This window comes from Paenibacillus graminis, from assembly GCF_000758705.1.
Classification (GTDB): Bacteria; Bacillota; Bacilli; order Paenibacillales; family Paenibacillaceae; genus Paenibacillus_AQ; species Paenibacillus_AQ graminis.
This window is the reverse complement of sequence record NZ_CP009287.1, coordinates 4,159,520-4,183,556: the sequence shown is the minus strand read 5'-3', so window position 1 is coordinate 4,183,556 and position 24,037 is coordinate 4,159,520. Positions and strand designations below refer to the sequence as shown.

Annotated in this window: 22 protein-coding genes and 1 pseudogene; all 23 read left to right on the top strand. The window is 50.6% G+C overall.

Annotation, left to right across the window (positions count from 1 at the left end; genetic code table 11):
- Positions 1 to 5 precede the first annotated feature (5 nt).
- The 23 genes and pseudogenes from PGRAT_RS17640 (at position 6) to infB (ending at position 24,027) form a co-directional block, all read left to right on the top strand.
- A complete protein-coding gene (locus tag PGRAT_RS17640) occupies positions 6 to 599 on the top strand; it encodes a chemotaxis protein CheC (protein ID WP_411830834.1) in 594 nt (197 codons plus the stop codon).
- Positions 592 to 1,089 carry a chemotaxis protein CheD gene (locus PGRAT_RS17635; RefSeq protein WP_025705347.1) on the top strand — a complete coding sequence of 166 codons (498 nt, stop codon included), beginning with the start codon at positions 592 to 594 and terminating at the stop codon, positions 1,087 to 1,089. The genes PGRAT_RS17640 and PGRAT_RS17635 overlap by 8 nt, the downstream gene beginning before the upstream one ends.
- A gap of 2 nt (positions 1,090 to 1,091) precedes the next feature.
- Positions 1,092 to 1,508, top strand: a complete 417-nt coding sequence (locus PGRAT_RS17630) for a hypothetical protein (protein WP_025705348.1) — start codon at positions 1,092 to 1,094, stop codon at positions 1,506 to 1,508.
- 50 nt (positions 1,509 to 1,558) lie between these two features.
- Positions 1,559 to 2,347: a FliA/WhiG family RNA polymerase sigma factor gene (locus PGRAT_RS17625; RefSeq protein ID WP_025705349.1), complete on the top strand. Its 789-nt coding sequence runs from the start codon at positions 1,559 to 1,561 to the stop codon at positions 2,345 to 2,347.
- Between the two features lie 60 nt (positions 2,348 to 2,407).
- Positions 2,408 to 3,781 (top strand): flagellar assembly protein A, encoded by a 1,374-nt coding sequence (locus tag PGRAT_RS17620; RefSeq protein ID WP_036704705.1) that lies wholly within the window; start codon positions 2,408 to 2,410, stop codon positions 3,779 to 3,781.
- Between the two features lie 84 nt (positions 3,782 to 3,865).
- Positions 3,866 to 4,177 (top strand): hypothetical protein, encoded by a 312-nt coding sequence (locus PGRAT_RS17615; RefSeq protein WP_025705351.1) that lies wholly within the window; start codon positions 3,866 to 3,868, stop codon positions 4,175 to 4,177.
- 39 nt (positions 4,178 to 4,216) lie between these two features.
- Positions 4,217 to 4,783: a hypothetical protein gene (locus tag PGRAT_RS17610; protein ID WP_025705352.1), complete on the top strand. Its 567-nt coding sequence runs from the start codon at positions 4,217 to 4,219 to the stop codon at positions 4,781 to 4,783.
- Entirely contained in the window at positions 4,780 to 5,427 is a 648-nt protein-coding gene (locus tag PGRAT_RS17605) for a hypothetical protein (protein WP_042266953.1), read from the top strand. The genes PGRAT_RS17610 and PGRAT_RS17605 overlap by 4 nt, the downstream gene beginning before the upstream one ends.
- A gap of 198 nt (positions 5,428 to 5,625) precedes the next feature.
- A complete protein-coding gene (gene rpsB, locus PGRAT_RS17600; protein ID WP_020434093.1) occupies positions 5,626 to 6,327 on the top strand; it encodes a 30S ribosomal protein S2 in 702 nt (233 codons plus the stop codon).
- Positions 6,328 to 6,459: 132 nt separating this feature from the next.
- The gene (gene tsf / locus PGRAT_RS17595; RefSeq protein WP_025705354.1) at positions 6,460 to 7,110 is read left to right on the top strand and encodes a translation elongation factor Ts; all 651 of its coding nucleotides are present in this window, start codon (positions 6,460 to 6,462) and stop codon (positions 7,108 to 7,110) included.
- A gap of 105 nt (positions 7,111 to 7,215) precedes the next feature.
- A complete protein-coding gene (pyrH, locus tag PGRAT_RS17590; RefSeq protein WP_025705355.1) occupies positions 7,216 to 7,944 on the top strand; it encodes a UMP kinase in 729 nt (242 codons plus the stop codon).
- On the top strand, positions 7,944 to 8,498 hold the full coding sequence (gene frr, locus PGRAT_RS17585; protein ID WP_025705356.1) for a ribosome recycling factor: 555 nt from the start codon (positions 7,944 to 7,946) through the stop codon (positions 8,496 to 8,498). Before pyrH ends, frr begins: the two co-directional genes overlap by 1 nt.
- A 78-nt stretch (positions 8,499 to 8,576) precedes the next feature.
- Positions 8,577 to 9,347, top strand: a complete 771-nt coding sequence (locus PGRAT_RS17580; RefSeq protein WP_025705357.1) for an undecaprenyl pyrophosphate synthase — start codon at positions 8,577 to 8,579, stop codon at positions 9,345 to 9,347.
- A gap of 21 nt (positions 9,348 to 9,368) precedes the next feature.
- A complete protein-coding gene (locus PGRAT_RS17575; protein ID WP_025705358.1) occupies positions 9,369 to 10,172 on the top strand; it encodes a phosphatidate cytidylyltransferase in 804 nt (267 codons plus the stop codon).
- Between the two features lie 21 nt (positions 10,173 to 10,193).
- Positions 10,194 to 11,333: a 1-deoxy-D-xylulose-5-phosphate reductoisomerase gene (locus PGRAT_RS17570; RefSeq protein ID WP_025705359.1), complete on the top strand. Its 1,140-nt coding sequence runs from the start codon at positions 10,194 to 10,196 to the stop codon at positions 11,331 to 11,333.
- Positions 11,334 to 11,481: 148 nt separating this feature from the next.
- Complete coding sequence (gene rseP / locus PGRAT_RS17565; RefSeq protein WP_025705360.1) at positions 11,482 to 12,756, top strand: RIP metalloprotease RseP; 1,275 nt, start codon at positions 11,482 to 11,484, stop codon at positions 12,754 to 12,756.
- Positions 12,757 to 12,912: 156 nt separating this feature from the next.
- A complete protein-coding gene (gene proS / locus PGRAT_RS17560) occupies positions 12,913 to 14,361 on the top strand; it encodes a proline--tRNA ligase (RefSeq protein ID WP_025705361.1) in 1,449 nt (482 codons plus the stop codon).
- 179 nt (positions 14,362 to 14,540) lie between these two features.
- Entirely contained in the window at positions 14,541 to 18,866 is a 4,326-nt protein-coding gene (locus PGRAT_RS17555) for a PolC-type DNA polymerase III (RefSeq protein ID WP_025705362.1), read from the top strand.
- A 265-nt stretch (positions 18,867 to 19,131) separates the two neighbouring features.
- The gene (gene rimP, locus PGRAT_RS17550) at positions 19,132 to 19,599 is read left to right on the top strand and encodes a ribosome maturation factor RimP (protein ID WP_019910451.1); all 468 of its coding nucleotides are present in this window, start codon (positions 19,132 to 19,134) and stop codon (positions 19,597 to 19,599) included.
- A gap of 26 nt (positions 19,600 to 19,625) precedes the next feature.
- Positions 19,626 to 20,723 (top strand): transcription termination factor NusA, encoded by a 1,098-nt coding sequence (gene nusA, locus PGRAT_RS17545; RefSeq protein ID WP_025705363.1) that lies wholly within the window; start codon positions 19,626 to 19,628, stop codon positions 20,721 to 20,723.
- 35 nt (positions 20,724 to 20,758) lie between these two features.
- On the top strand, positions 20,759 to 21,067 hold the full coding sequence (gene rnpM / locus PGRAT_RS17540) for an RNase P modulator RnpM (RefSeq protein ID WP_019910454.1): 309 nt from the start codon (positions 20,759 to 20,761) through the stop codon (positions 21,065 to 21,067).
- Positions 21,060 to 21,378, top strand: a pseudogene (locus PGRAT_RS17535) (YlxQ family RNA-binding protein); the annotation flags it as partial. The gene rnpM and the pseudogene PGRAT_RS17535, both read left to right, overlap by 8 nt.
- On the top strand, positions 21,376 to 24,027 hold the full coding sequence (gene infB / locus PGRAT_RS17530; RefSeq protein ID WP_042266949.1) for a translation initiation factor IF-2: 2,652 nt from the start codon (positions 21,376 to 21,378) through the stop codon (positions 24,025 to 24,027). The pseudogene PGRAT_RS17535 and the gene infB, both read left to right, overlap by 3 nt.
- The last annotated feature ends 10 nt before the right edge of the window (positions 24,028 to 24,037 follow it).

Genomic DNA, 24,037 nt, shown 5'->3' with positions numbered 1-24,037 from the left:
TTAAAATGGATGTGCTGAAGGAAGTCGGGAATATAGGAGCCGGCAACGCTGCCACCGCGCTGTCACAGCTTCTGGGCAAACCGATTGATATGGCTGTCCCCAAAGTTCAGCTGCTTAATTTTGAAGAAATCACCGACAAGGTCGGTGGGGCAGAAGAGCTGGTCTATGCCGTGTTCCTGCGGGTCGAAGGAGAAGCACCGGGCAATCTGTTCTTCATCCTGACACCTGAGGCGGCAATTAACCTGCTTAGCCGGATAGCCGGCATTGAACTCACAGGCAATGGAGAATTCGGCGAGATGGAGCTGTCGGCACTGAACGAAATCGGCAACATTCTGGCCGGCTCTTATCTATCTTCTCTTGCGGATTTCACTTCGCTGTCCATGTATCCGACCGTACCTGCGCTGGCTATGGATATGGCTGGAGCGATTCTAAGCTATGGCCTGCTGCAGTTCGGACAAATGGGAGATGATGCTTTACTGATCGATACCACTTTTCTTGAAGGGCAAAACGAAATTGAAGGGCAATTTTTCCTTATTCCCGATCCGGAATCTTTCCCGAAAATCTTCAAAGCATTAGGAGTACCGTTCGATAATGATTGAAGAGCAAAGCGTTATTAAAGTAGGTATGGCGGATCTTAACGTAGGCAGTGAGGAAAGTCTTGTTCGTACAACAGGCCTCGGCTCCTGCGTAGGAGTTACTTTGTTCGATCCCGGGAAAAAGCTTGCAGGGATGGCACATGTGATGCTGCCCTCATCTGAAATTGCCCGGGAGGGACAAATGAATATCGCCAAATTTGCGGACACTGCACTGCCGGAACTATTATCCCGCTTGCTCGCGCTTGGCGCCGTCCGGAGCCGTCTTGTGGCCAAAATGGCCGGAGGGTCCCAGATGTTCGCTTTTGCCGGGGGGAGTGACACCATGAGGATCGGGCCTCGGAATGTGGAATCCTGCAAGCTTGCTCTTGAGGCCTTGAACATACCGCTCATCGCAGAGGATACTGGCGGAAATTTCGGCCGTACTATAGAAATTGCCTGCAACACCGGAATATTGTATATCCGCAGTGTTCAAAAAGGCACGAAGGAAATATAGCCATGAAGGGTAAAATTCTATTGAGTCTGTTGTTCGGATTGCTTGGATTTGGATTCACCTTTCTCATCAATTATGGGCATAACTTACTGGGAACCAGCCTTATTCGCGGAATTATTGGTTTTATTGTCTGGTTTCTGCTTGCCTTCCTCTTAAGATGGGTATTGGGTTTTATTAATGAGCAATCCGGGTCTTTGGAGAGCGGCGAGACGGCCTCTGCTGAGGGGACTGGGGAACTTGGCTCCAATCTCGATATCAGCACTCCGGGCCAGGATGAAGAACTAATCAATCTGTTGAAGCAAAAGCCGGAAAAGGCAGGCAGGGACGCGGATGGCTTTACGCCGATGCAGCCTCCCAAGCTGGTCACTATGAAAGATCCTGAAGAATTGGCCAAGGCCGTTCGTCACCTGAAAGAAGAATAAGCGGGTTCTGTCTGGGCCCGCTGACTACACTTTGGGAAGGGTGAAAGCCGTTGAACGAGCATAAAGCTTCTCAATCAGAAACTGACGGTCTCTGGGAGCAGTGGAAAGAGCACGGGAATCCTGAAGCCAAAAAAAAGCTGATTGAGAGTTATCTCCATATTGTTGACTATGTATCCAGCCGTTTGGCAGTGGGACTGCCTAAGAATGTATCCAAAGACGATTTGGCCAGCAATGGTGTGATGGGCTTGATTGACGCGATTGAGAAGTTTGATTACAAACGGGGGCTGCAGTTTCAGACCTATGCTTCCTGGCGTGTGCGTGGAGCGATCCTTGACTCGTTGCGGCAAAGTGACTGGGTTCCCAGATCGGTGCGGGAAAAAGCCAAAAAAATCGAGGATGCCTACCAGCAGCTAGAACAGAAATACTTGAGATCTGTGAGTGACGAGGAAATGAGCCAGTATTTGAACATTACGGAGCCGGAATTTCAAAATATGCTGCAGGATGTGGCGGTCATGTCGCTATGCTCGCTTGAGGATCCTATCCGTGAAGAAGAATCAGAGACCCGTATGTCCATATTGGTGGACGATAAAGCCAAGAACCCGGATCGAAAAGTGAATGAATTTTATCTACGAGATACCCTGACCAAAGGCATCGAGAAATTAACAGTGAAAGAACGGACAGTTGTGTCCCTTTTATATTATGAAGATTTGTCTTTAAGCGAGATCGCCGAGGTGATGTCACTGTCTCCTTCACGGATTTCGCAGCTTCATTCCAAAGCTATTTTGCGGCTGAGAGGGACACTTGAGAAAAACCGGGATCTTCTCATGCAAAACGACTAACCGGGCGACGGTGACAAGGGGGAGCAGAAATTGATCGGTCATTATGTTTTGAGCCAGTATATGAATATCACCTTTTCAGAGGATAAGGGGATTGCTTACCTTCAGTTTTCTAAGAAGGATGAAAATTTCTCCTGCACAATTGAAGATCTGGAAAGCTTCCTGCACAGTCACAACATTCGCTACGGGATTCAGCGGGACATCGTTCAACGTATCAGCACCAATCCAGAAGAGTACTTTTTCAATCGGGTGCCTATTGCTATAGGACAACCTGCTGTGAATGGTATTGACGGAAGAGTAGTACTCACTGTCGATCTGGAAGAGGACCGCAAACCGCTGGAGATGGCGGATGGGAAAGTAGATTACAAGGATTTAGTCCGGCTTCATAACGTTCTGAAAGGTCAGATTATCGCCAAAATAATTCCACCCCAGCCGGGAAAAAGCGGTACGATGGTTACTGGGGAGGAGCTGCCGTTCAGACCAGGCAAAGAGGCTCATTTCAAAGTAGGCAAGAACGTGCTGGTGGATCAGGAAGAAACGGCTATGTATGCAGCAATTGATGGACTTGTGACCTTAACAGACAAAGGCAAGATCAATGTTTTTCCAGTCTACGAAGTCAATGGGGATGTGGATTACAGCACAGGCAACATTGATTTCGTAGGTACAGTTGTGATCCGGGGGAACGTGCTGACCGGTTTCACCGTCAAATCTGCAGGGGATATCCGTGTGGTAGGCGGGGTTGAAGGAGCAGACCTGATCTCCGGAGGATCCATTGAAATTACCGGAGGAATTATCGGATACAACAAAGGTCTTGTAAGCGCCGGTAAAAATGTGAAGGTTTCCTTCATCCAGGACGGGAATGTAGTCGCCGGTGAGGATGTGATTGTGTCGCAGAGCGTGATGCATTCCAATATCAGGGCCGGCAGGGATGTCCTGTGCAATGGTGCGAAAGGGTTGATTGTAGGGGGCGTAGTGCAGGCCGGCGAACGTGTTGTGGCACGAACCATTGGCAACACCATGTCGACAGCGACAGCAATTGAGGTGGGCGTTGTTCCCGAGCTTAGAAATGAGATCAACGAGTTGCGCCAGGAACTGCGCCATCTGCTGGAGAATGAGGATAAGACCAACAAAGCGTTGTATCTGCTTAATCAGCTTGCAAACAACGGTCAACTCTCTCCTGACAAGGTGGCTCTTCGTGTGAAGCTGAATGCTACCAAGCAATCCCATATGCGTGAGGAGAAAAAAATCAAAGAGCGCATTCTTGAGATTGAAAAAATGTTGGAGGATACCGGCAGAGCCAGAGTAGAGGTGATTAAAACCATCTATGGAGGCTCTAAGATTGTTATCGGCAGGTATACCCGCTTCGTGAAGGACCCGACGGAACGGGTTACCTTCATTTACAGCGAAGGCGATATAACTATTACGCCTAATCTGTAAAGCTGGAACAGCTGTGGCGGTATACCGGGGGTATAGGATTCATCTGCTTAGCGCTGCGAACATTTCAGTGGAGGAGAGGGTATTATGAGTCTGAAACCGGTGGAACTCCAAATTGCATTGCCCCGGACAACGGAGGCAGGCAAAATTCAAAATGGACTGCAGCATCGTCCCGCTCTGGACCAGCAGCAACTGGCAGGGCAGAATGTGAAGCAGACTGAACAGCTCGCCCAGCGGAGCAGTGAAGTGGATGAATCCGCTGAATCGGCTCTGCGCGATCGTGAAGGTGGAGGTCAACAGCCGGGTGGCCATTCTGCCCCGCCCAAACCTCAAAAGACGGAGACCGCTCACGATGCTGAGCACCCCTATAAGGGACACCGCATTGACCTGAGTCTGTAATGGATAGTATGAATTGAACTGCAAAAGGAGATAAGGCACTTGCAACCATGGGTATACATCGTGCTGGTTGGCGCTGTTGCTATCGTCTATGCCCTGAGACTGCCAGCCCGCAGCAAGAACGAGACAGCGGACCGACAAAGTTTAAAAGAGACCGAAGCCGCGCTTGAACTGTATATGGCAGACATTGAGCGTGATAATGACAACTTGCTGCAGCTGGTCAGCGGCATCAAGCAGCAGGCCCAGAATAACCGGGCCGCCCTCCAGGAGGAGATTGCCGGTCTGCGGGAGCAGGTGGCAGAACTGCAAAAAAGCTCGCTGCTGCTTGATGCACGGCTGACCGCTGAGGAAAAAAGCCTGCTCCAGCTGTCGGCAGCTTTTGGCAAGGGGAGCGCTGCGGAGACGGCTGAGCAGAGCGTCAAGGAGCCATTAACTGAAGAGCCTGTCCCCAAACCTAAACCTGTCAGTTCGATCAAACAGCGTTACCCCCGGTTGTTCGAGCTGCATGAGCAAGGCAAATCTATTGACTCTATCGCCAAGACGGCAGGTCTGCAGCGCGGAGAAGTCCAGCTGATTCTGCAGCTAGCCAATCAGGAGGAGTCGGTATGATCAAGAATCGCTCGTTCATGCTTGGCCTTGGTACCGGACTGATTAGCGGAGCGCTGCTGCTTCAATTGATGCTCTCGGGCGGAGCCGCTCCTATGACCAAAGAGCAGCTGCTCAAGGAAGCGGCCAAGCTGAACCTGACCGTAACCGACAAAGCTGCAGATGCACCGGCAGCAGAGGGAGAAGTAGATCCGCAGAGCAAAGATCCCGCAGCGGCAGGAAATACGGCCGTGAAGGCTCCGGCAGGTTCGGCCAAACCTTCTGTATCCCCGAAAACTTCGCCTGCAGCTTCGCCTAAGGCTGCTACACAGCCAACCGATGCTGTAACACCTGCGAAGCCTTCAGCACCTGCTGCACCAAAAACCACTGCAGCGGTGAAACCGCAGGTAAAGGAGTCACCGGTACAAGCTCCCTCGACACCCGATCCGGTGGCTGCAGGCGGGATTTCTCTAAAGATCCCTACAGGAGCAACGCTCTCCGGGACCGCCGATCTTTTGGCTGAGGCTGGAGTGATCAAAGATAAGGCAGAGTTTCTCAAAAGCGCCAACAGCCGTAAAATTAATACAAAAATTCAATATGGCGGCTATAGCTTTACAAAGGGAGAAAGCATCGATTCAATCATCGACAAGCTGATTACCGTGAAGTAAACGTCCGCGTGGCAGGGTCCGAAGAAATTAACATGAAGCGTTGCATACGTTGTTTTATTATGATATAGTAATAAACGGTGTTAAAACACACGCCGGTTGATTTCGACAAGGGGTGCTTTCTTCTGAAGAAAGTCTTGTAGGAAAATGACACGCGGCGGAGGAGACACACAATAAACCAAACCTAGGAGGTGTGTGAAGATGGCAGTAATCTCCATGAAGCAGCTTCTCGAAGCTGGGGTTCACTTCGGTCATCAGACTCGTCGTTGGAATCCAAAGATGGATCGTTATATCTTCACTGAAAGAAACGGAATTTACATTATTGACTTGCAAAAAACAGTCAAAAAGGTAGAGGAAGCTTACAACTTTGTAAAAAGCGTCGCTGGCGACAACGGCACAATCCTATTCGTAGGAACGAAGAAGCAAGCACAGGATTCCGTAAAAGAAGAAGCTGAACGTTCGGGTATGTTCTTCATTAACCAACGTTGGCTGGGTGGTACCCTGACTAACTTCCAGACCATTCAGAAACGGATTGACCGTCTGAAGAAATTGGAACTTTGGGAAGAAGACGGTACCTTCGCAGTTCTGCCTAAGAAAGAAGTTATCCTTCTCCGCAAAGAGAAAGATCGTCTTGAGAAATTCCTGGGCGGTATCAAAAACATGAAAGGCCTGCCTAGCGCGCTGTTCATCATTGACCCGCGTAAAGAGCGCATCGCTGTTGCGGAAGCTCGCAAACTGGGTATCCCTATCGTGGCTATCGTTGACACCAACTGTGATCCGGATGAAATCGACTACGTAATCCCGGGTAATGACGACGCGATCCGCGCCGTGAAATTGCTCACTGGTAAAATGGCTGACGCAGTGGTTGAAGCTCACCAGGGCGAAGATACAACTACAGCTTAAGCAGTAGCCGGTACTTAACAAGAACTTAAATGAAAAGGGTGGTTGGCAGGTGGATAACCTCTCACTGCCCTTTTTTTAGGATAATAGACTTGAAAATGTAACATAACGACAACTATCTGGAGGGAATTAACAATGGCAGTAGATGCAAAAGCAGTAAAAGAACTTCGTGAAAGAACTGGCGCAGGCATGCTGGATTGCAAAAAAGCGCTGGAAGAAGCTAACGGTGATATCACCAAAGCAGCAGAATTGCTTCGTGAAAAAGGTCTTTCCGCAGCTGCTAACAAAGCTGGACGTATTGCAACTGAAGGTGTTGTTGAATCTTACATCCACGCCGGCGGACGCATTGGCGTGCTTGTGGAAATCAACTGCGAAACTGACTTCGTAGGCAAAACAGATTCCTTCAAGGAATTCGCCCGTGATATTGCCATGCAGATCGCAGCAGCCAACCCGCTGTATGTTCGTCGTGAAGAAGTGCCGGCTGAAGCTGTGGAAAAAGAAAAAGAAATTCTGAAGGCTCAGGCGCTGAACGAAGGCAAACCGGAAAAAATCGTAGAAAAAATGGTGGAAGGCCGCATCAGCAAGTTCTACGAAGAACACTGTCTGCTGGAACAAACCTTCGTGAAAGACCAAGACAAAACGGTCTCCCAACTACTGAACGAAAAAATCAGCACGATCGGAGAAAACATCTCCATCCGCCGCTTTGTCCGTTATGAGCTGGGCGAAGGTCTGGAAAAGAAAGTCGACAACTTCGTAGAAGAAGTTATGGCCCAAGTCAATCAATAATAGCATGCTGTCTACAGCTTACAGAATTGAATAATGGCAAGCATCAAAAGAGCGGAACACATACACGTAGTGTTCCGTCTTTTGTAAGAAAGTGAGGGTATACAATTGGAACAGCCGGTATTTAAGAGGGTAGTCCTTAAGGTTAGCGGAGAATCACTCGCAGGTCAAAACGGATATGGCATTGACGCCGATACGATTATTTCCATCGCGGAACAGGTCAAGGAAGTCGTTGAGCTAGGGGTTCAGGTTGCTATTGTGTGCGGTGGAGGCAATATCTGGCGTGGAATCGCAGGCAGCGCAAGCGGCATTGATCGGGCCACAGCCGATTATATGGGAATGCTGGCAACGGTGATGAACTCCCTTGCCTTGCAGGATGCCCTGGAGCAAATAGATGTGCCGACACGGGTCCAGACCTCGATCTCTATGCAGCAGATTGCTGAACCCTACATTCGCCGCCGGGCGATACGGCATTTGGAGAAAGGCCGTGTAGTTATTTTTGCAGCGGGTACGGGCAATCCGTTCTTCTCTACAGATACGACAGCAGCACTACGGGCAGCTGAAATTGAAGCGGAAGTCATTCTTATGGCGAAGAACAAAGTGGATGGCGTATACTCTGCTGACCCGTTCAAAGACAGTACTGCCGAGAAATACGAGCAGCTTACGTATATGGAAGTGCTCAACAAAAATCTTGGCGTTATGGATTCCACCGCTTCCTCTCTATGCATGGATAATAATATACCGCTCATTGTGTTTGCTATTACAGAGCAAGGCAATATCAAACGTGTCGTTCTCGGTGAGAAGATCGGGACGATTGTTAAAGGGAGTGTAGATTAATGCCACAATCGGTGAAGAAAAATGCCGAAGAGCGTATGGAAAAAGCAATTTTATCGCTAAAACGCGATTTGGCGACACTGCGGGCGGGACGCGCTTCTACGTCTCTTCTGGACCGCATTCAAGTTGAGTATTACGGTGCGCCTACCCCTGTCAACCAGCTGGCCAATATCAGCACACCGGATTCACGGACATTGCTGATTCAGCCCTGGGATAAAACTTCGATGTCCGACATCGAACGTGCAATCCTCAAATCGGATATCGGGATTACTCCAGCGAACGATGGAACGATTATCCGCTTATCCATCCCGCCGCTGACCGAAGAACGCCGCACCGAGCTGGTGAAATTCACCAAGAAATTTGGTGAGGAAGCCAAGGTAGCTATCCGGAACATCCGCCGTGATGCCAATGATGACATCAAGAAGATGGAGAAGAACGGAATTTCGGAAGATGAATCCCACGGGCACCAGGAGGACATTCAGAAGTCAACGGATAAGTTCATAGCTGAAGTTGATAAAGTGCTCTTGGCCAAAGAAAAAGAGATTATGGAAGTATAATGGAATTCAAGAGACTTCAGGCCCCTCCGTTTATGGTGGGGTTTGTCTCTTTCTGATAAGAGCTTGGAGGAAACGGAAATGATCAAACGGATTCAAGCGTGGCTGAGCCGTAAAGACAGGCAGGAGCAGCCAGTCGAGATTTCACCGGATAACATCCCCCGGCATGTCGCAGTCATTATGGATGGGAATGGCCGCTGGGCGAAACGGCGCGGCTTGCCGCGAATCGTTGGGCACCAGAACGGGATGAAGGCAGTCAAACGTACCACGATTGCTGCGAATGATCTGGGAGTGGAGTTCTTGACCATGTACGCTTTCTCTACTGAGAACTGGAAACGGCCGAAGGAAGAAGTAGACTTTTTGATGCGTCTGCCAGTGGAGTTCTTGGCTCTGGAGCTGGATGAACTTATCGAAAAGAACGTGCAAGTGCGTGTGATGGGCGATACCGATGCCCTGCCCGCCCATACCCGCAAGGCGATGGAAGAGGCAGTAAACCGGACTAAGCATAATACAGGTCTTATATTAAATTTTGCGCTAAATTATGGCTCACGCAAAGAAATCGAAGATTGCATGCGCGGGTTGGGCCGGGATATTCAGGCGGGTTTACTGTCACCGGAGGATATAACATCTCAGCTGATAGACAACAGGCTGATGACCTCAGGTCTGCCTGACCCTGATCTTTTGATCCGTACGAGTGGGGAGATGCGTCTCAGCAACTTTATGCTCTGGCAGGTTGCCTATAGTGAATTTTGGTTTACCGATGCCTATTGGCCGGAGTTTGACAAAACGCATTTGCTGCAGGCTGTGGCGGAGTATCAGCGCCGCACACGCCGTTATGGTGGACTGAAGTAGCCTGATGGGAGATGGGAACCTTTGAAGCAGCGATTGATTACCGGAATTGTTGCCGGAGCGGTGTTTTTGGGATTGTGCTTTTGGGGAGGCTGGCCGTACCAGCTGCTGCTTACAGCTATGGCCCTCATCGGCTATTATGAATTTGTGAAAATGACGGGCACGCAAACCTTCGGCGGTACCGCCATATTAGGTTATTTGTCCATAATGTGCTTTATGATCCCATGGGATTTAATGGGGGTTGCTGAATTTTTATCTTGGGAACAAGGGATTTGGCTGCTTCTGCTGCTGTTCCTATTGATCACGGTATTCAGCAAGAATAAGCAGGATATTAAAATTACGGCTCTGATGTTTACAGGGATTGTATACATAGGAATGGGTTTTTCCTATATGGCCATTGCCCGCGGTGCAAATGACGGGCATGGGGTAGTCTGGACCTTCCTGCTGTTATGCTGTATTTGGGGAAGTGATGCAGGTGCCTATTTTGTAGGCAGAAGCTTTGGCAAAAATAAGCTGTGGCCGGCAATCAGCCCCAACAAAACGGTAGAGGGAGCACTGGGTGGAGTCTTGATCTCCATACTGTTTGCTATTGGTTTTGCCTTATTTATTCCTGATCTGCTGACTATTGGACGCGCACTGCTTATCGGGTTATCATGCGCGGTTCTGGGTCAGCTTGGAGATCTTGTACAATCTGCCTATAAACGGGTGTACGGTATTAAGGATTCAGGCTCGCTGCTGCCTGGTCATGGAGGAATTCTTGACCGCTGTGACAGCTGGATTATCGTATTTCCTTTCGTACATATCGTAATGCTTATGCCTTACTATTAACGACAGGGAGAAGGTTCTACTGTGAAAAAAATAAGTATTCTCGGCTCGACGGGGTCGGTTGGCACGCAGACACTGGATGTCATCGCCATGCACCCGGATGCCTTTGAAGTGGACGGGCTTTCGGCAGGCAGCAATATTGCCCTGCTGCTGGAGCAGGTCCGGCGTTTCAAGCCGCGCCGTGTTTCTGTGTCCACGAAGGAACTGGCCGAGGAGATAAGAGCCAGTCTCCCGTCCGGTGTAGAGCTGTTCAGCGGAAACGAAGGAATGGTTGAGATTGCTGCTGGAGGAGATGCAGACACCGTTGTAACGGCGGTGATGGGCAGTGTAGGCCTGCATTCGACGCTTGCGGCCATTGAAGCGGGACGTCATATTGGACTAGCCAATAAAGAAACACTTGTAACAGCCGGACATCTGGTGACAGAACTGGCCGGGCACAAAGGGGTCCAACTGCTGCCGATCGACAGCGAGCATTCAGCTATATTCCAGTGTCTGAACGGTGAGAACCGGGAAGATGTTTCCTGCATCACGCTTACCGCTTCAGGGGGCTCTTTCCGGGACCTTACCCGGGATCAGCTTAAAAATGTTACAGTTGAAGATGCGCTTCGCCATCCCAACTGGAGCATGGGAGCCAAGATCACAATTGACTCTGCTACCATGGTCAATAAAGGATTGGAAGTTATCGAAGCCCATTGGCTGTTCGGTCTGCCGTATGAACAGATTCAAGTGCTGCTCCATCCGGAGAGCATTATCCATTCCTACGTGGAGTTCCGGGACAGCAGCATTATGGCTCAGCTTGGCAGCCCGGATATGCGGGTACCTATTCAATATGCGCTCACTTATCCGGACCGCTGGGCTTCGCCGGCGAAACGGTTGTCTTTGGCTGAAGCCCAGCGCTTAACTTTCCGGGAGATGGACTTTGCGCGTTTTCCGGCCCTGAAGCTTGCCATTGAGTGCGGCAAGGCCGGCGGGACAGCTCCCACTGCGTTTAATGCCGCTAACGAAATCGCGGTTGCCCGTTTCCTGCGAAATGAAATTCCTTTTTTGCGGATTGAAGAGATTATTGAAGAAGTGCTTCAGCATCATGAACGGGCAGCTTACCCGAATCTGGAGCAAATTGAGGACTGTGACCGGATAACCCGTGAGCTCGCGAGCAATCTATAAAACCGTGAAAATCAAGGTTTAGACTGGAAATCTTTGCTTTACCCTGAAAAATAGGCTGGAGCTGGTGATTCTCTTGTGCAAGGTCTTGGAATAATGATAAATTAAGAGGACATACTTCGGTCTTACACCAAAAGGGGGAAAGTTACGCATGGAAATGGTAAGAGTCGTTTTTTTAACGGTGCTCATGTTCTTTGTACTGGTGACAGTACATGAGTGGGGGCATTATTATTTTGCCAAACGCGCCGGTATTCTCGTGCGGGAATTTGCTATCGGTTTCGGTCCGAAACTGTTTTCTTATAAACGCAATGAAACCCAGTTCACCCTTCGTCTGCTGCCCTTTGGGGGATATGCGCGGATGGCCGGTGAAGACCCGGAGATCATTGAGATTGGCCCTGGACAAACCATCGCCGTGAGACTGGGACAAGATAATAAGGTCAAGAACATTTACCTGGATTCCCTCGATACGCGCAGAAATGTAATCCGTGGTGAAGCGCAGTATACGGATCTGGAGAACGAACTGAAAATCCGCCTTGATGTGGACGGGGAAGTAACTGTCTATGATGTTCATCCGCAAGCCATGCTGATCAAAGGTACCCAGCAGACGCAGATTGCGCCCAAGGACCGTCAATTTGGCAGCAAAACGGTTGGGCAGCGCGCAATAGCAATTTTTGCCGGACCAGTGATGAACTTCCTGCTGGCCTTTGTGCTGTTTGCGATTCATCTGCAAATGGCAGGTATTCCTATCGAGAACCCTACCTATGTGAAGATCGGTGATGTCAGCGCGAACATGCCGGCTGAAGAAGCCGGACTGAAGAAAGGCGATATTGTTGTATCTGTCAATGGGGAGAAAATTGGCGGGGATTACCAGAAGATGATTTCACTGACGTCGGCGTCCAAAGGCAAGGAGATGCAATGGACACTTCAGCGCGGCGAAGAAACCTATAACGTAGCTATGATTCCCCGCAGCATGGAGGGGGAAGAAGGGGGCAAAGTGGGGATTACCCCTGAACTGCCTACCCGTCAAGCCGGTTTCGGTGAGACCATAACCAAATCAGGCACGGCCATGGTTGATACAACCAAGCTGATCTTCATCGGATTCAAGCAATTGATCAATAAATTCAACATGGACGACATCTCCGGTCCTGTAGGCACTTTCCAAATGACAGGTCAGATTGCACAGCAGGGTATTCAGTATTTAACGTATTGGGCGGCCATTCTCAGCCTGTATCTGGGCATATTCAATCTGCTGCCGATTCCGGCGCTGGACGGAAGCCGTCTCGTCTTCCTCGGTGTAGAGGCGCTGCGCGGCAAGCCAGTCGATCCAAGCCGGGAAGGCATGGTGCATTTCGTAGGCTTCGCACTGCTGTTTCTGGTGATGATTGCCGTTACCTATAATGATATATTGCGGCTCATCAGCGGTTAATTTTCCTAGCTTCATATAATCTTTATATTTTTGCTGAAGGTCCTTAGTTAAGGACTTTCAGGTTTTACATTCTTTTGGGGTCCCTGCAAAGTACTTGATTCAGCTTCCATGCTAAATCAACACTTGGCGGGGAGGAATTTAGGAGGATTTCACGACATGGCCAAAGATAAGCAGTTCGTTACGGAGATTACGCCGCAGGGCGAGGATTTCTCACGCTGGTATATTGATGTAATCAAAAAAGCGGATTTGATGGACTATTCTCCAGTCCGCGGCTGTATTGTGTTCAAACCGGACGGTTTTGAAATCTGGGAGCATATTCAGGAGGAAATGAACCGCCGCTTCAAGGAGACGGGGCACCGCAACGCGTATTTTCCGATGTTCATTCCGGAGAGCTTTTTCCAGAAGGAAAAGGATCATATTGAAGGCTTCAACCCTGAGCTGCCATGGGTGACGGAGGCGGGCGGGGACAAATTGGAAGAACGACTGGCGATTCGTCCAACCTCGGAAACGATGATTGGCCATATGTACTCCAAATGGATTCAGTCTTACCGTGATCTCCCTGTCCTGATCAATCAATGGGCCAACGTGGTCCGCTGGGAGAAGCGCACACTGCCGTTCATCCGCACGAGTGAGTTCCTCTGGCAGGAAGGCCACACGGCGCACGAGAATGAAACAGAAGCACGTGAAGAAACGATGCAGATGCTGGAGATCTACCGCGATTTTGTAGAAGGCTATCTGGCGATACCGGTCATTACCGGCCAGAAGACGCCTTCGGAACGTTTTGCCGGTGCGGTGGACACGTATTCCATTGAAGCCATGATGAAAGACGGACGTGCTGTTCAGGCGGGAACCTCGCATTACCTGGGCACCAAATTTGCGGTTGCATTTGAAATCCAGTATCTGAGCCGGGACAACGTTCTTGAGTATGTACATACCACTTCTTGGGGGACAAGCACACGCCTGATCGGTTCCATGATTATGGTTCATGGGGATGACCGCGGGCTTGCACTGCCGCCAAAAGTTGCCCCTACTCAAGTCATTATGATTCCGATCGGCCCTCCCAAAACCCGCGAAGCCGTTATCGGACGTACGGACGAACTGTTCAAGGAACTTAAACAAGCGGGTGTCCGTGTGCGTGTCGATGACCGGAGTGATGTAACGCCTGGCTGGAAGTTCAATGAATATGAAATGCGCGGAGTGCCAGTCCGTCTGGAGCTGGGACCGCGTGATATGGAGAATGGTGTCTGTGTGCTCGTCTCGCGTATCAGCGGGGAGAAGAAGGTTATCCAGCAGGAGAACCTGGTAGAAGAAGTACAGGCGATGCTGGAGCAGGTGCATAACGAAATGTTTGAGCGCGCGCTGAAATTCCGTGAGGATCACTTCTATTCGGTGGATACACTCAATGAGATGAAGGCATCCATGGAGGAGAAACGCGGCTTCGCGCTGGCAGGCTGGTGCGGCTCCGAGGAATGCGAATCCAAGGTCAAGGAAGAAACCGGCGCAACCAGCCGCAACATTCCCTTTAACCCGGCCGAAACGAAGCAGGTCTGCATTTGCTGCGGCAAGCCGGCTGAGCATACGGTTGTTTTTGCCAAAGCCTATTAATTTGCTTCTGCATTGTTTATGATTATGATGCAAGTCACGTAAATCTAGCTTCTGGAGAGAGGAGTCGGCGGGCCGAAAGAACCCAAAGCTTTTTGACCCGGAAGCTTTTTACAATCTGATTTTTTATTTTATTCTGGAATTGGGCAGTTCTATCATTGCGTAAGTTAGGTGGGGGAAGCATGGAACAGAACGTGGAGAGAAGAAAGCGGTTCGAGCTTTTAATGAAGCAGGGAGAAATTCCGCCCTCGATCATTGATCCCTACTTCTTGGACGGACACATTGAACGTGTGGAGATCAGCCGCGGCAATCATGATTGGCATATTGTTATTGTCAAAGAAAGTTTGGTTCCGGCCCAGACGTACCGGACTTTTGTACTTAGAATGCGTGAGAAGCTGCAGCATATTGCCAAAGTCAGCTTTTTGTTCCTATATGATGAGAAAATTAGCAGAGCGGAGCTAGTGCAGGAATATTGGGGGCTTTTTCTGGAATGGGTCCAGCGGGAGATTCCTTCTGTCAATGGCTGGCTGACGCGTTCCACTCAGGAATTGCAGGACGGGACGCTGCTGCTGAGCCTGAACGACTCTATGTCACTCGAATTGGCCCGGAAAAAAGGCATCGAAGGCGCGATTGTGAAATTTTACGATAAATTTTTCGGCCTCTCCCTGAAGGTTAAGCTGCAGATTGCCGAGAATGAGAGCAAAGCGGATGCCTATGAGGAATTCCAGCAGAAGCTGCAGCAGGAGCAGCGGGAGCTGGTGGAAATGATGATGATGGCCAGCGAGCCGGACGAGCCTGAAGACGAAGGTGATCCGAACGAAGTGATCAAGCTCCAGGTAGGGTATGAAATCAAGGAGCAGGCTGTACCGATCCTTGAAATCCAGGATGAAGAAAAGAAAATCACAATCCAGGGAACCATCTTCGGACTCGAGAGCAAGGAGCTGCGCAACGGCAATACGCTGTTCACTTTCTGCATCACGGACTTTACGGATTCACTGCAAATTAAGATGTTTGCCAAAACTAAGGAAGATCTGAAGGTTATGGGACAACTGGCGAACGGCAAATGGGTCAGAGCACGCGGCAAAGTGGAATACGACCGTTTTATGCAGATTCCTGAGCTGGTCATGATTCCTTCGGATTTGTCCGAGGTGCAGGCACCGCCTGCCCGTAAAGATTTGGCTCCAGTCAAGCGGGTAGAATTTCATCTGCATACGACGATGAGCACGATGGATGCGGTTGCACCCATTGATGCCTATGTCAAAACAGCCGCCAAATGGGGGCATCCGGCCATTGCAGTCACTGATCATGGCGTGGTACAGAGCTTTCCCGATGCCGATCACGCGGCCCATAAACATAAAATCAAAATGCTATACGGTGTTGAAGCCAATGTCGTTAATGACTCGGTGAATATTGTCGAGAATCCGCAGCCGCTTGACCTGAAAAAAGCCACCTATGTTGTGTTCGATATCGAGACCACCGGTTTGTCGATTACGCGCAATAATATTACTGAGCTGGCGGCAGTCAAAATGTGCGAAGGCAAGGAGCTGGACCGTTATACGACATTTGTCAATCCGCATGAAAAGATCCCTTACCATATTCAGCAGCTGACCAACATTACAGATGAAATGGTGAAGGATGCGCCGGATCTGGAGCCTGTGCTGGAGGAGTTCGTGGAATTTGTCGGGGACAGCGTCCTGGTCGCCCACAATGCCAGATTTGATATGGGGTTTATCCAGGCTTCACTGACGAAGCTGGGCAAGCCGATATTGCCCAACCCCTCGCTGGATACACTGGAGCTGGCCCGTCTCCTGTTCCCCAGCATGAAGAATCACCGTCTGAACACATTGGCGGATAAATATAAGGTTCTGCTGGAGAGCCATCACCGTGCGGTGGATGATACCGTTGCACTGGCGGGCATCTTGAACGGCTTGCTGGCAGATGCGGAGAAGCTCAAGAACATCACCCGTCTGGAGCGGCTGAATGATTATGTCGGCAATGATCTCTCCAATGTCCGGCCGTTCCACTGCGGCATTTATGCGCTTAATCCGGCAGGCAAAAAAAATCTGTATAAGCTGATTTCCATGTCACATACGGAATATTACAAGCGCGTGCCCTGCATTCCCAAGTCCAAGCTGGAAGAGCACAGGGATGGCCTGCTGGTGATTTCCGGCTGTGAACGCGGCGAGTTTTTTGAGGCTGTGCTGAATAAGACGGTGGAGGAAGCGATGGAAGTCGCGCAATTTTACGATGTTCTGGAGATTCAGCCGCTGACGATGTACATGCATCTGGTGGACAAGGGGTTTGTGGCCAGTCCGGAGGATTTGCGTGGTGTTGTGCGCAAGATCTGCGAGATTGGCGAGCAGCTGAATAAGCCAGTCATCGCCACTGGAAATGTGCATTATCTGGAGCCTCGGGACAAGCTGTTCCGCGATATTACGATTCATGGGATTACCGGCTTCAGCCCGCTGAAGGACCAGCGCAAGCCGGACGCCCATTTCCGCACAACAGATGAGATGCTCACTGAATTTGAATTCCTTGGTGCGGAAAAAGCGATGGAAGTTGTCGTTACGAACACTGTTGCGCTGGCCGATCGGTTTGAGGAATATCCGCTTTTTCCAAGCGAGCTGTTCACGCCTGTCATCGAAGGTGCTGACGAAGAAATCCGCAATACCTGCTACAATACGGCAAAATCAATCTATGGCGAAGACCTGCCAGAGGTTGTCGTTGCCCGGCTGGAAAAGGAACTGGCGCCGATTATCAAATACGGCTTCTCTGCCAACTATCTCATCTCGGAGCGCCTTGTTAAAAAGTCGAATCAGGATGGATATCTGGTCGGCTCGCGTGGTTCCGTAGGCTCCTCTGTAGTTGCAACCTTCCTCGGGATCTCCGAGGTTAATCCGCTGCCTGCGCATTATATCTGCGCTAATCCGGAGTGCCGGCACAGCGAGTGGTTTCTTGACGGGAGCGTTCCAAGCGGCTTCGACCTTCCGGACAAGGATTGCCCGGACTGTGGAGGCAAGCTCAGGGGGGAAGGGCAGGATATTCCCTTTGAGACCTTCCTCGGGTTTAAGGGAGATAAGGTTCCCGATATCGATCTTAACTTTTCGGGTGAATATCAGCCGAATGCCCATAATTTTACCAAGACCATGTTCGGACCGGACAATGTTTTCCGGGCAGGTACTATCGGTACAGTAGCCGAAAAAACCGCCTTCGGCTTCACGAAGAAATATGAGGAACATCACCAGAAGCGCTGGCGCGGAGCCGAGGTCGGGCGTCTGGCGGCAGGCTGCACAGGTGTGAAACGGAGCACAGGCCAGCATCCCGGCGGTATCGTCGTTTTGCCGGATTATATGGAGATCGAAGATATTACTCCAGTGCAGTACCCCGCGGATGACGTCACTGCCGAATGGAAGACCACCCATTTCGATTATCACGCGTTCGATGCGAACCTGCTGAAGCTCGATATTCTGGGACACGATGATCCGACCATGATGCGTATGCTTCAGGATTTGACGGGCGTTGACCCGACGACCATTCCGATGAATGATCCCAAGGTTATGAGCATGTTCAATTCCACGGAGGCGCTTGGAGTCAGACCGGACCAGATCCGCACGCCGGTAGCCACCTATGGAGTACCGGAAATGGGGACGAAGTTTGTCCGGCAGATGCTGGTAGAGTCGAAACCGTCCAGCTTTGCCGACTTGCTGCAGATCTCCGGATTGTCCCACGGGACAGGAGTCTGGCTGGGCAATGCCCAGGAGCTCATCAAGAACAACACCTGCAACATCAAGACAGTTATCGGCTGCCGCGACGATATTATGCTCTACCTGATCTACAAGGCGGGAATGGACGCGGGGCTGGCCTTCAAAATTACCGAGAGTGTCCGTAAGGGGAAGGGCTTGTCCGCCGAATGGATCGAGGAAATGAAAAAATGCAAGGTACCCGCCTGGTATATTGATTCCTGCCTGAAGATCCAGTACATGTTCCCGAAGGCGCATGCTGCCGCCTATGTTATTTCCGCAGTACGCACCGCTTACTTCAAACTGTATTATCCTATTGAATATTATGCGACCTATTTTTCGGTCCGGGCGGCCGATTTTGACATTGAGTTATGCTGCAAAGGCTATGAGGCGATCGGCCGGCAAATCGTAGAAATTGAGCAAAAAGGCTTCCAGGCGCTGCCGAAGGAAAAAGCGATGCTGCCTGTGCTGGAAATGGCTCTGGAGATGACCGCGCGCGGCTTCACCTTCAAGAATATCGATTTGTACCGTTCCGACGCCACCAAATTTACCGTTGACGGCACCAGCCTGATTCCTCCATTCTCTTCGCTTGCGGGAATCGGGGACAATGCCGCCATCAATATCGCTGCTGCGAAGGAAGCTGGAGAGTTCCTGTCCATTGAGGACTTCCAGCAGAAATCAAAGGCGAGCAAGACGGTTGTCGAACTGCTGAACGGCATGGGCTGCTTCCGCGGATTGCCGGAGAGCAACCAGCTGTCACTGTTTTAACAGCCCCACAAAGTGGAGTTAAGATTCGAAGAACAGTCAGGTACTTTGCGGGGGCCCCGGGATAAGCAGCCCCACAAAGTGGAAATAAACATCCTTTTTTGCCCTGCAGAATGAGGCAGTCAAGGGCCGGCACTTGTCAGTGCAGATGCACTATGGTATAATTTTTTTGGTAATAATGAGATAAGTCCGTTGTGTAAAGAGTGGGGAAACCCACTCTTTATCTTTGGTATATAGCAAAAGACAAGTTCGTGGAGGTTATCTTCTTTTGAGCACACCCAAATCCAAAATTAAACAAACGGTAGAGCAGATGCTCGGGCCCTATCTCGAGGACAATGGTTTCGAACTGGTGGACGTTGAATATGTGAAGGAAGGCTCCAACTGGTTTTTGCGCATATTCGTTGATAAAGAAGGCGGCATTGATATTGATGACTGCGGTGCCATCAGCGAATATTTCAGCCAGAAGCTGGATGAGAATGATCCTATACCTGAGGCGTATTTTCTTGAAGTTTCCTCACCTGGTGCTGAACGTCCGCTCAAAAAAGCTGCGGATGTTGCCAAAGCGGTCGGCAAGGACGTCTATGTAACGGTATATGAGCCGATTCAAGGACTCAAGGAATTCGAAGGTCGTTTGCTCTCGTTCGAGAACGAGGAACTGCTCATCTCCGCGGGCAAAAAAGAACATGTTGTACCGTACGCCAAAGTCGCCAGTGCGAGATTGGCCATTATTTTTTAACGTCTTGAAAGGGGGACCGGAATTTCATGAGTATGGATTTTATCGAAGCTATGAATGAACTGGAAAGAGAGAAGGGCATCAGCAAGGATGTGTTGTTCGAAGCCATTGAAGCTGCGCTGATCTCAAGTTATAAACGCAACTTCAATGCCGCGCAGAATGTGCGTGTCGACATGAACCGCAACACTGGCGTAATCAAGGTGTTCGCCCGCAAGCTGATTGTCGAGGAGGTGCTGGATACCCGCACCGAAATCTCGCTGATGTCCGCACGTGAGATCAACCCTCATTTCCAGCTGGAGGATATCGCCGAGCTTGAAGTAACGCCGCGTGATTTCGGCCGCATTGCCGCCCAGACGGCCAAGCAGGTGGTAACCCAGCGCATTCGTGAAGCGGAGCGCGGACTGATCTATAACGCTTTTATCGACAAGGAAGATGACATTGTTACCGGTCTTGTACAGCGTCAGGATATGCGCAACATCTATGTTGACCTGGGCAAGATCGAAGCGGTTCTGCCGCTTAGCGAACTGATGCCGGGTGAGAAATTCAAGCAAAGCGAACGCATCAAGGCTTATATCACCAAGGTTGAGAACACGACCAAAGGGCCGCAGATCATGCTGTCCCGCAGTCATCCTGGACTCTTGAAACGCCTGTTCGAGCTTGAGGTTCCGGAAATTTTTGACGGTGTCGTCGAAATTCGTTCCGTTGCCCGCGAAGCCGGATTCCGTTCCAAGATTGCCGTCTTTTCGCGCAACCCGGAAGTGGATCCGGTCGGTTCATGCGTAGGCCCTAGAGGCACACGTGTTCAGACTATTGTTACTGAGCTCCGCGGTGAGAAAATTGATATCGTCCGTTATTCCGATGCGGTTCAGGAGTATGTGGCTAACGCGCTTAGTCCGTCCAAGGTGCTTGAGGTTCAGGTCTTTGAAGCGGAGAAAATGGCGCGTGTCATTGTTCCTGACTATCAATTGTCGCTGGCAATCGGCATTAAAGGGCAGAATGCCCGTCTTGCCGCCAAGCTGACCGGCTGGAAAATTGATATCAAGAGCGAAAGCCAGGCAGAGCAGGAATACGGCAGACCAAGAACTTCTAATGATGAAATGCATCAGGATTCCGTCTCCATTGACTAATCAACCTGCTCTATTATAGAGGGGAGGCGATTGACATGAAACAGCGTAAGGTGCCGCTGCGCAAATGCGTTGCCAGCCAAGAGATGATGCCCAAAAAAGAGCTGATTCGCGTGGTGAGAACGCCGGAGGGTGAAGTGCTGATTGACCTGACAGGCAAAAAGTCGGGCCGTGGTGCTTATATATGCGGCAAACTTGAATGTTTTAAGCTGGCACAAAAGAACAAAGCACTTGACCGTGCACTCAAATGTCAAGTGAGTCCTGAAATTTACGCCCAGCTTGCCCGGGATTTTGCATCCGTGGAGGAGCAGTTTCTGGCAGCGAAGGATAGTGAGGACAATGAGTAAGACACTTTCTTATTTAGGGCTTGCTATGAGAGCAGGCAAGATTGTCACCGGCGACGAAGCTGTGCTGAAAGCGGTACGGTCTTCGGAGGCGAAGCTGGTCGTCCTGGCTGGTGATGCTTCAGAAAATACTCAGAAAAAGTTCCGTGACAAGTGCGGAACCTACGATATTCCACTAGTAATCGCATTTCACCGGGATGAACTCGGTGCAAGTATTGGTAAAGACCAGCGCGTAGTGCTGGCCGTTACGGATAAAGGATTCGCGGAAATGATCTCCAGAGTGCTGGGAGATACTGTCGGAGGTGGAGTTATTGACTAAAGAAGACAATAAGGATAAGCTGCGCGTGTATGAATACGCGAAATCGCTCAACATGAGCAGTAAAGAAATCATCACAATTCTGAAGCGTTTGAATGTCCCTGTGAATAATCATATGAGTGTCATGGAGAATGGCTCCGTGAGTAAAGTTGAACAGTTCTTCAAGGATATTAAGTCAAATGCTGCAGCCAAACGGGATAGCGGAACCAGCAGCCGTCCGGCATCGGCCGGAACGGTAACCGCTGAACCCCAGAGCGCTCAGAATGCCAACAAAAATCAACCGGAAAAGCAGGTAGGTATGAACAGTAACCAAAACAACAACCAATCGACGACGTCCCCAAGGCCCCAAAGCGGACAAGATTCCCGCAGAGCAACATCAGGTTCAGCACAAAATTCACGTCCGCAAAGCAGCACAAGCGGTAACCGCCCGCAAGGCGGCTCCACCGGCAGCCGTCCGCAAGGCAGCTCCACGGGCGGTAACCGCCCGCAAGGCAGCTCCACCGGCAGCCGCCCGCAGGGCAGCTCCACTGGCAGCCGTCCACAAGGCAGCTCTACCGGCAGCCGTCCACAAGGCAGCTCCACTGGCAGCCGTCCGCAGGGCAGCTCTACGGGCAGCCGCCCGCAAGGCCAAGGCGGCGGTGCGCCGCGTACTGGCGACCGTCCACAGGGTCAAGGTGGAACGCGTACAGCTGACAGCCGTCCACAAGGTCAAGGCGGCGGTGATTTCTCCCGCGGCGGCGACAGAGGACCCAAGAAAAACGCAACCGGCGGCAGACCGAACAACAACAGCGGTCAAAAACGTTTTGAAGACGGCAAAGGCGGTAATTTCCGCGGCCGGGGCGGTAAAAACAACCGTGGCCGAAGCAATCAGCCTGTCCGTGAAAAAATCGACAACACCCCTAAAAAAATCATTGTCCGCGGCAGCATGACTGTCGGTGAAACTGCCAAGCTGCTTCATAAGGATGCTTCTGAAGTCATCAAGAAGCTGATTTCCATGGGGGTTATGGCTACAATTAACCAGGAGCTCGACATTGACACGATTCTGCTGCTCTCCGGTGAATTCGGAGTGGAAGTAGAAGTGAAGATTCCAGTGGATGAAGACAGCTTCGAGACGGTGGAAGAGAACGATTCCGAAGAGGATCTGCAGACTCGTCCTCCGGTCGTAACCATCATGGGCCACGTTGACCATGGTAAAACGACATTGCTGGATGCCATTCGCTCTACGAATGTAACCGGCGGAGAAGCCGGCGGAATTACCCAGCATATCGGTGCTTATCAAGTCGAAATCAACCACAAAAAAATCACGTTCCTCGATACACCGGGCCACGAAGCGTTTACAGCTATGCGTGCCCGTGGTGCCCAGGTAACGGATATGACCATTATCGTAGTCGCTGCCGATGACGGTGTGATGCCGCAGACGGTAGAAGCAATCAACCATGCCAAGGCTGCAGGCCTGCCGATCATTGTTGCTGTCAACAAGATCGACAAACCGGGTGCAGACCCTGACCGCGTGAAGCAGGAGCTTACCAACTATGAGCTGGTGCCGGAAGAGTGGGGCGGAGACACTATCTTCGTCAACCTGTCTGCCAAACAGCGCATCAACCTTGAAGAGCTGCTGGAAATGATTCTGCTCGTTGCTGAAGTGAATGAGTACAAAGCTAACCCTGACAAACGGGCGCGCGGTACCGTCATAGAAGCAGAGCTGGATAAGAACCGTGGACCGGTTGCCCGGATTCTGGTACAGAATGGTACCCTGAAAGTCGGAGACGCCTTTGTAGCAGGGAACTGCTTCGGCCGCGTGCGCGCCATGGTGAATGACAAAGGGCGCAAGATCAAGGAAGCGGGTCCTTCCACTCCAGTGGAAATTACCGGTCTGACTGAAGTTCCGCAAGCCGGCGATCCGTTCATGGCGTTTGAGGATGAGCGTAAGGCCCGTGCGATTGCAGACAGACGTTCCACAACGCAGCGCCAGTCTGAGCTGAATACGAACACCCGGGTAACGCTGGATGATCTGTTCAAGCACATCAAAGAAGGCGAGATCAAAGACCTGAACGTAATCATCAAAGGTGACGTGCAGGGTTCGGTTGAGGCGCTCAAAGGCTCCTTGGCCAAAATTGAAGTTGAAGGCGTGCGTGTGAAGATTATCCATAGTGGTGCGGGTGCGATTACGGAATCCGACATTACTCTGGCGGCAGCTTCCAATGCGATCGTAATTGGCTTCAACGTGCGTCCGGATGCCCAGACCAAAGCCGCAGCAGAGCAGGAAAAAGTGGATGTCCGTCTGCACAACATCATTTACAATGTAATCGAAGAAATTGAAAGTGCTATGAAAGGCATGCTGGATCCCGTCTACAAAGAGAACATTATCGGCCATGCCGAAGTGCGCAACGTCTTCAAAATCAGCAAAGTGGGGACCATTGCAGGTTGTATGGTTACTTCCGGCAAAATTACCCGCAATGCCGAAATGCGCCTGATCCGCAGCGGTATTGTTGTCTTCCAAGGCAAGATCGACACCTTGAAGCGTTTCAAGGATGATGCCAAAGAAGTGGCACAGGGTTATGAATGTGGCATAACTTTGGAACGCTATAATGATGTCGTCGAAGGCGACATTATCGAAGCGTTTATCATGGAGACGGTTGAGCGCTAAGCGAAGAGGT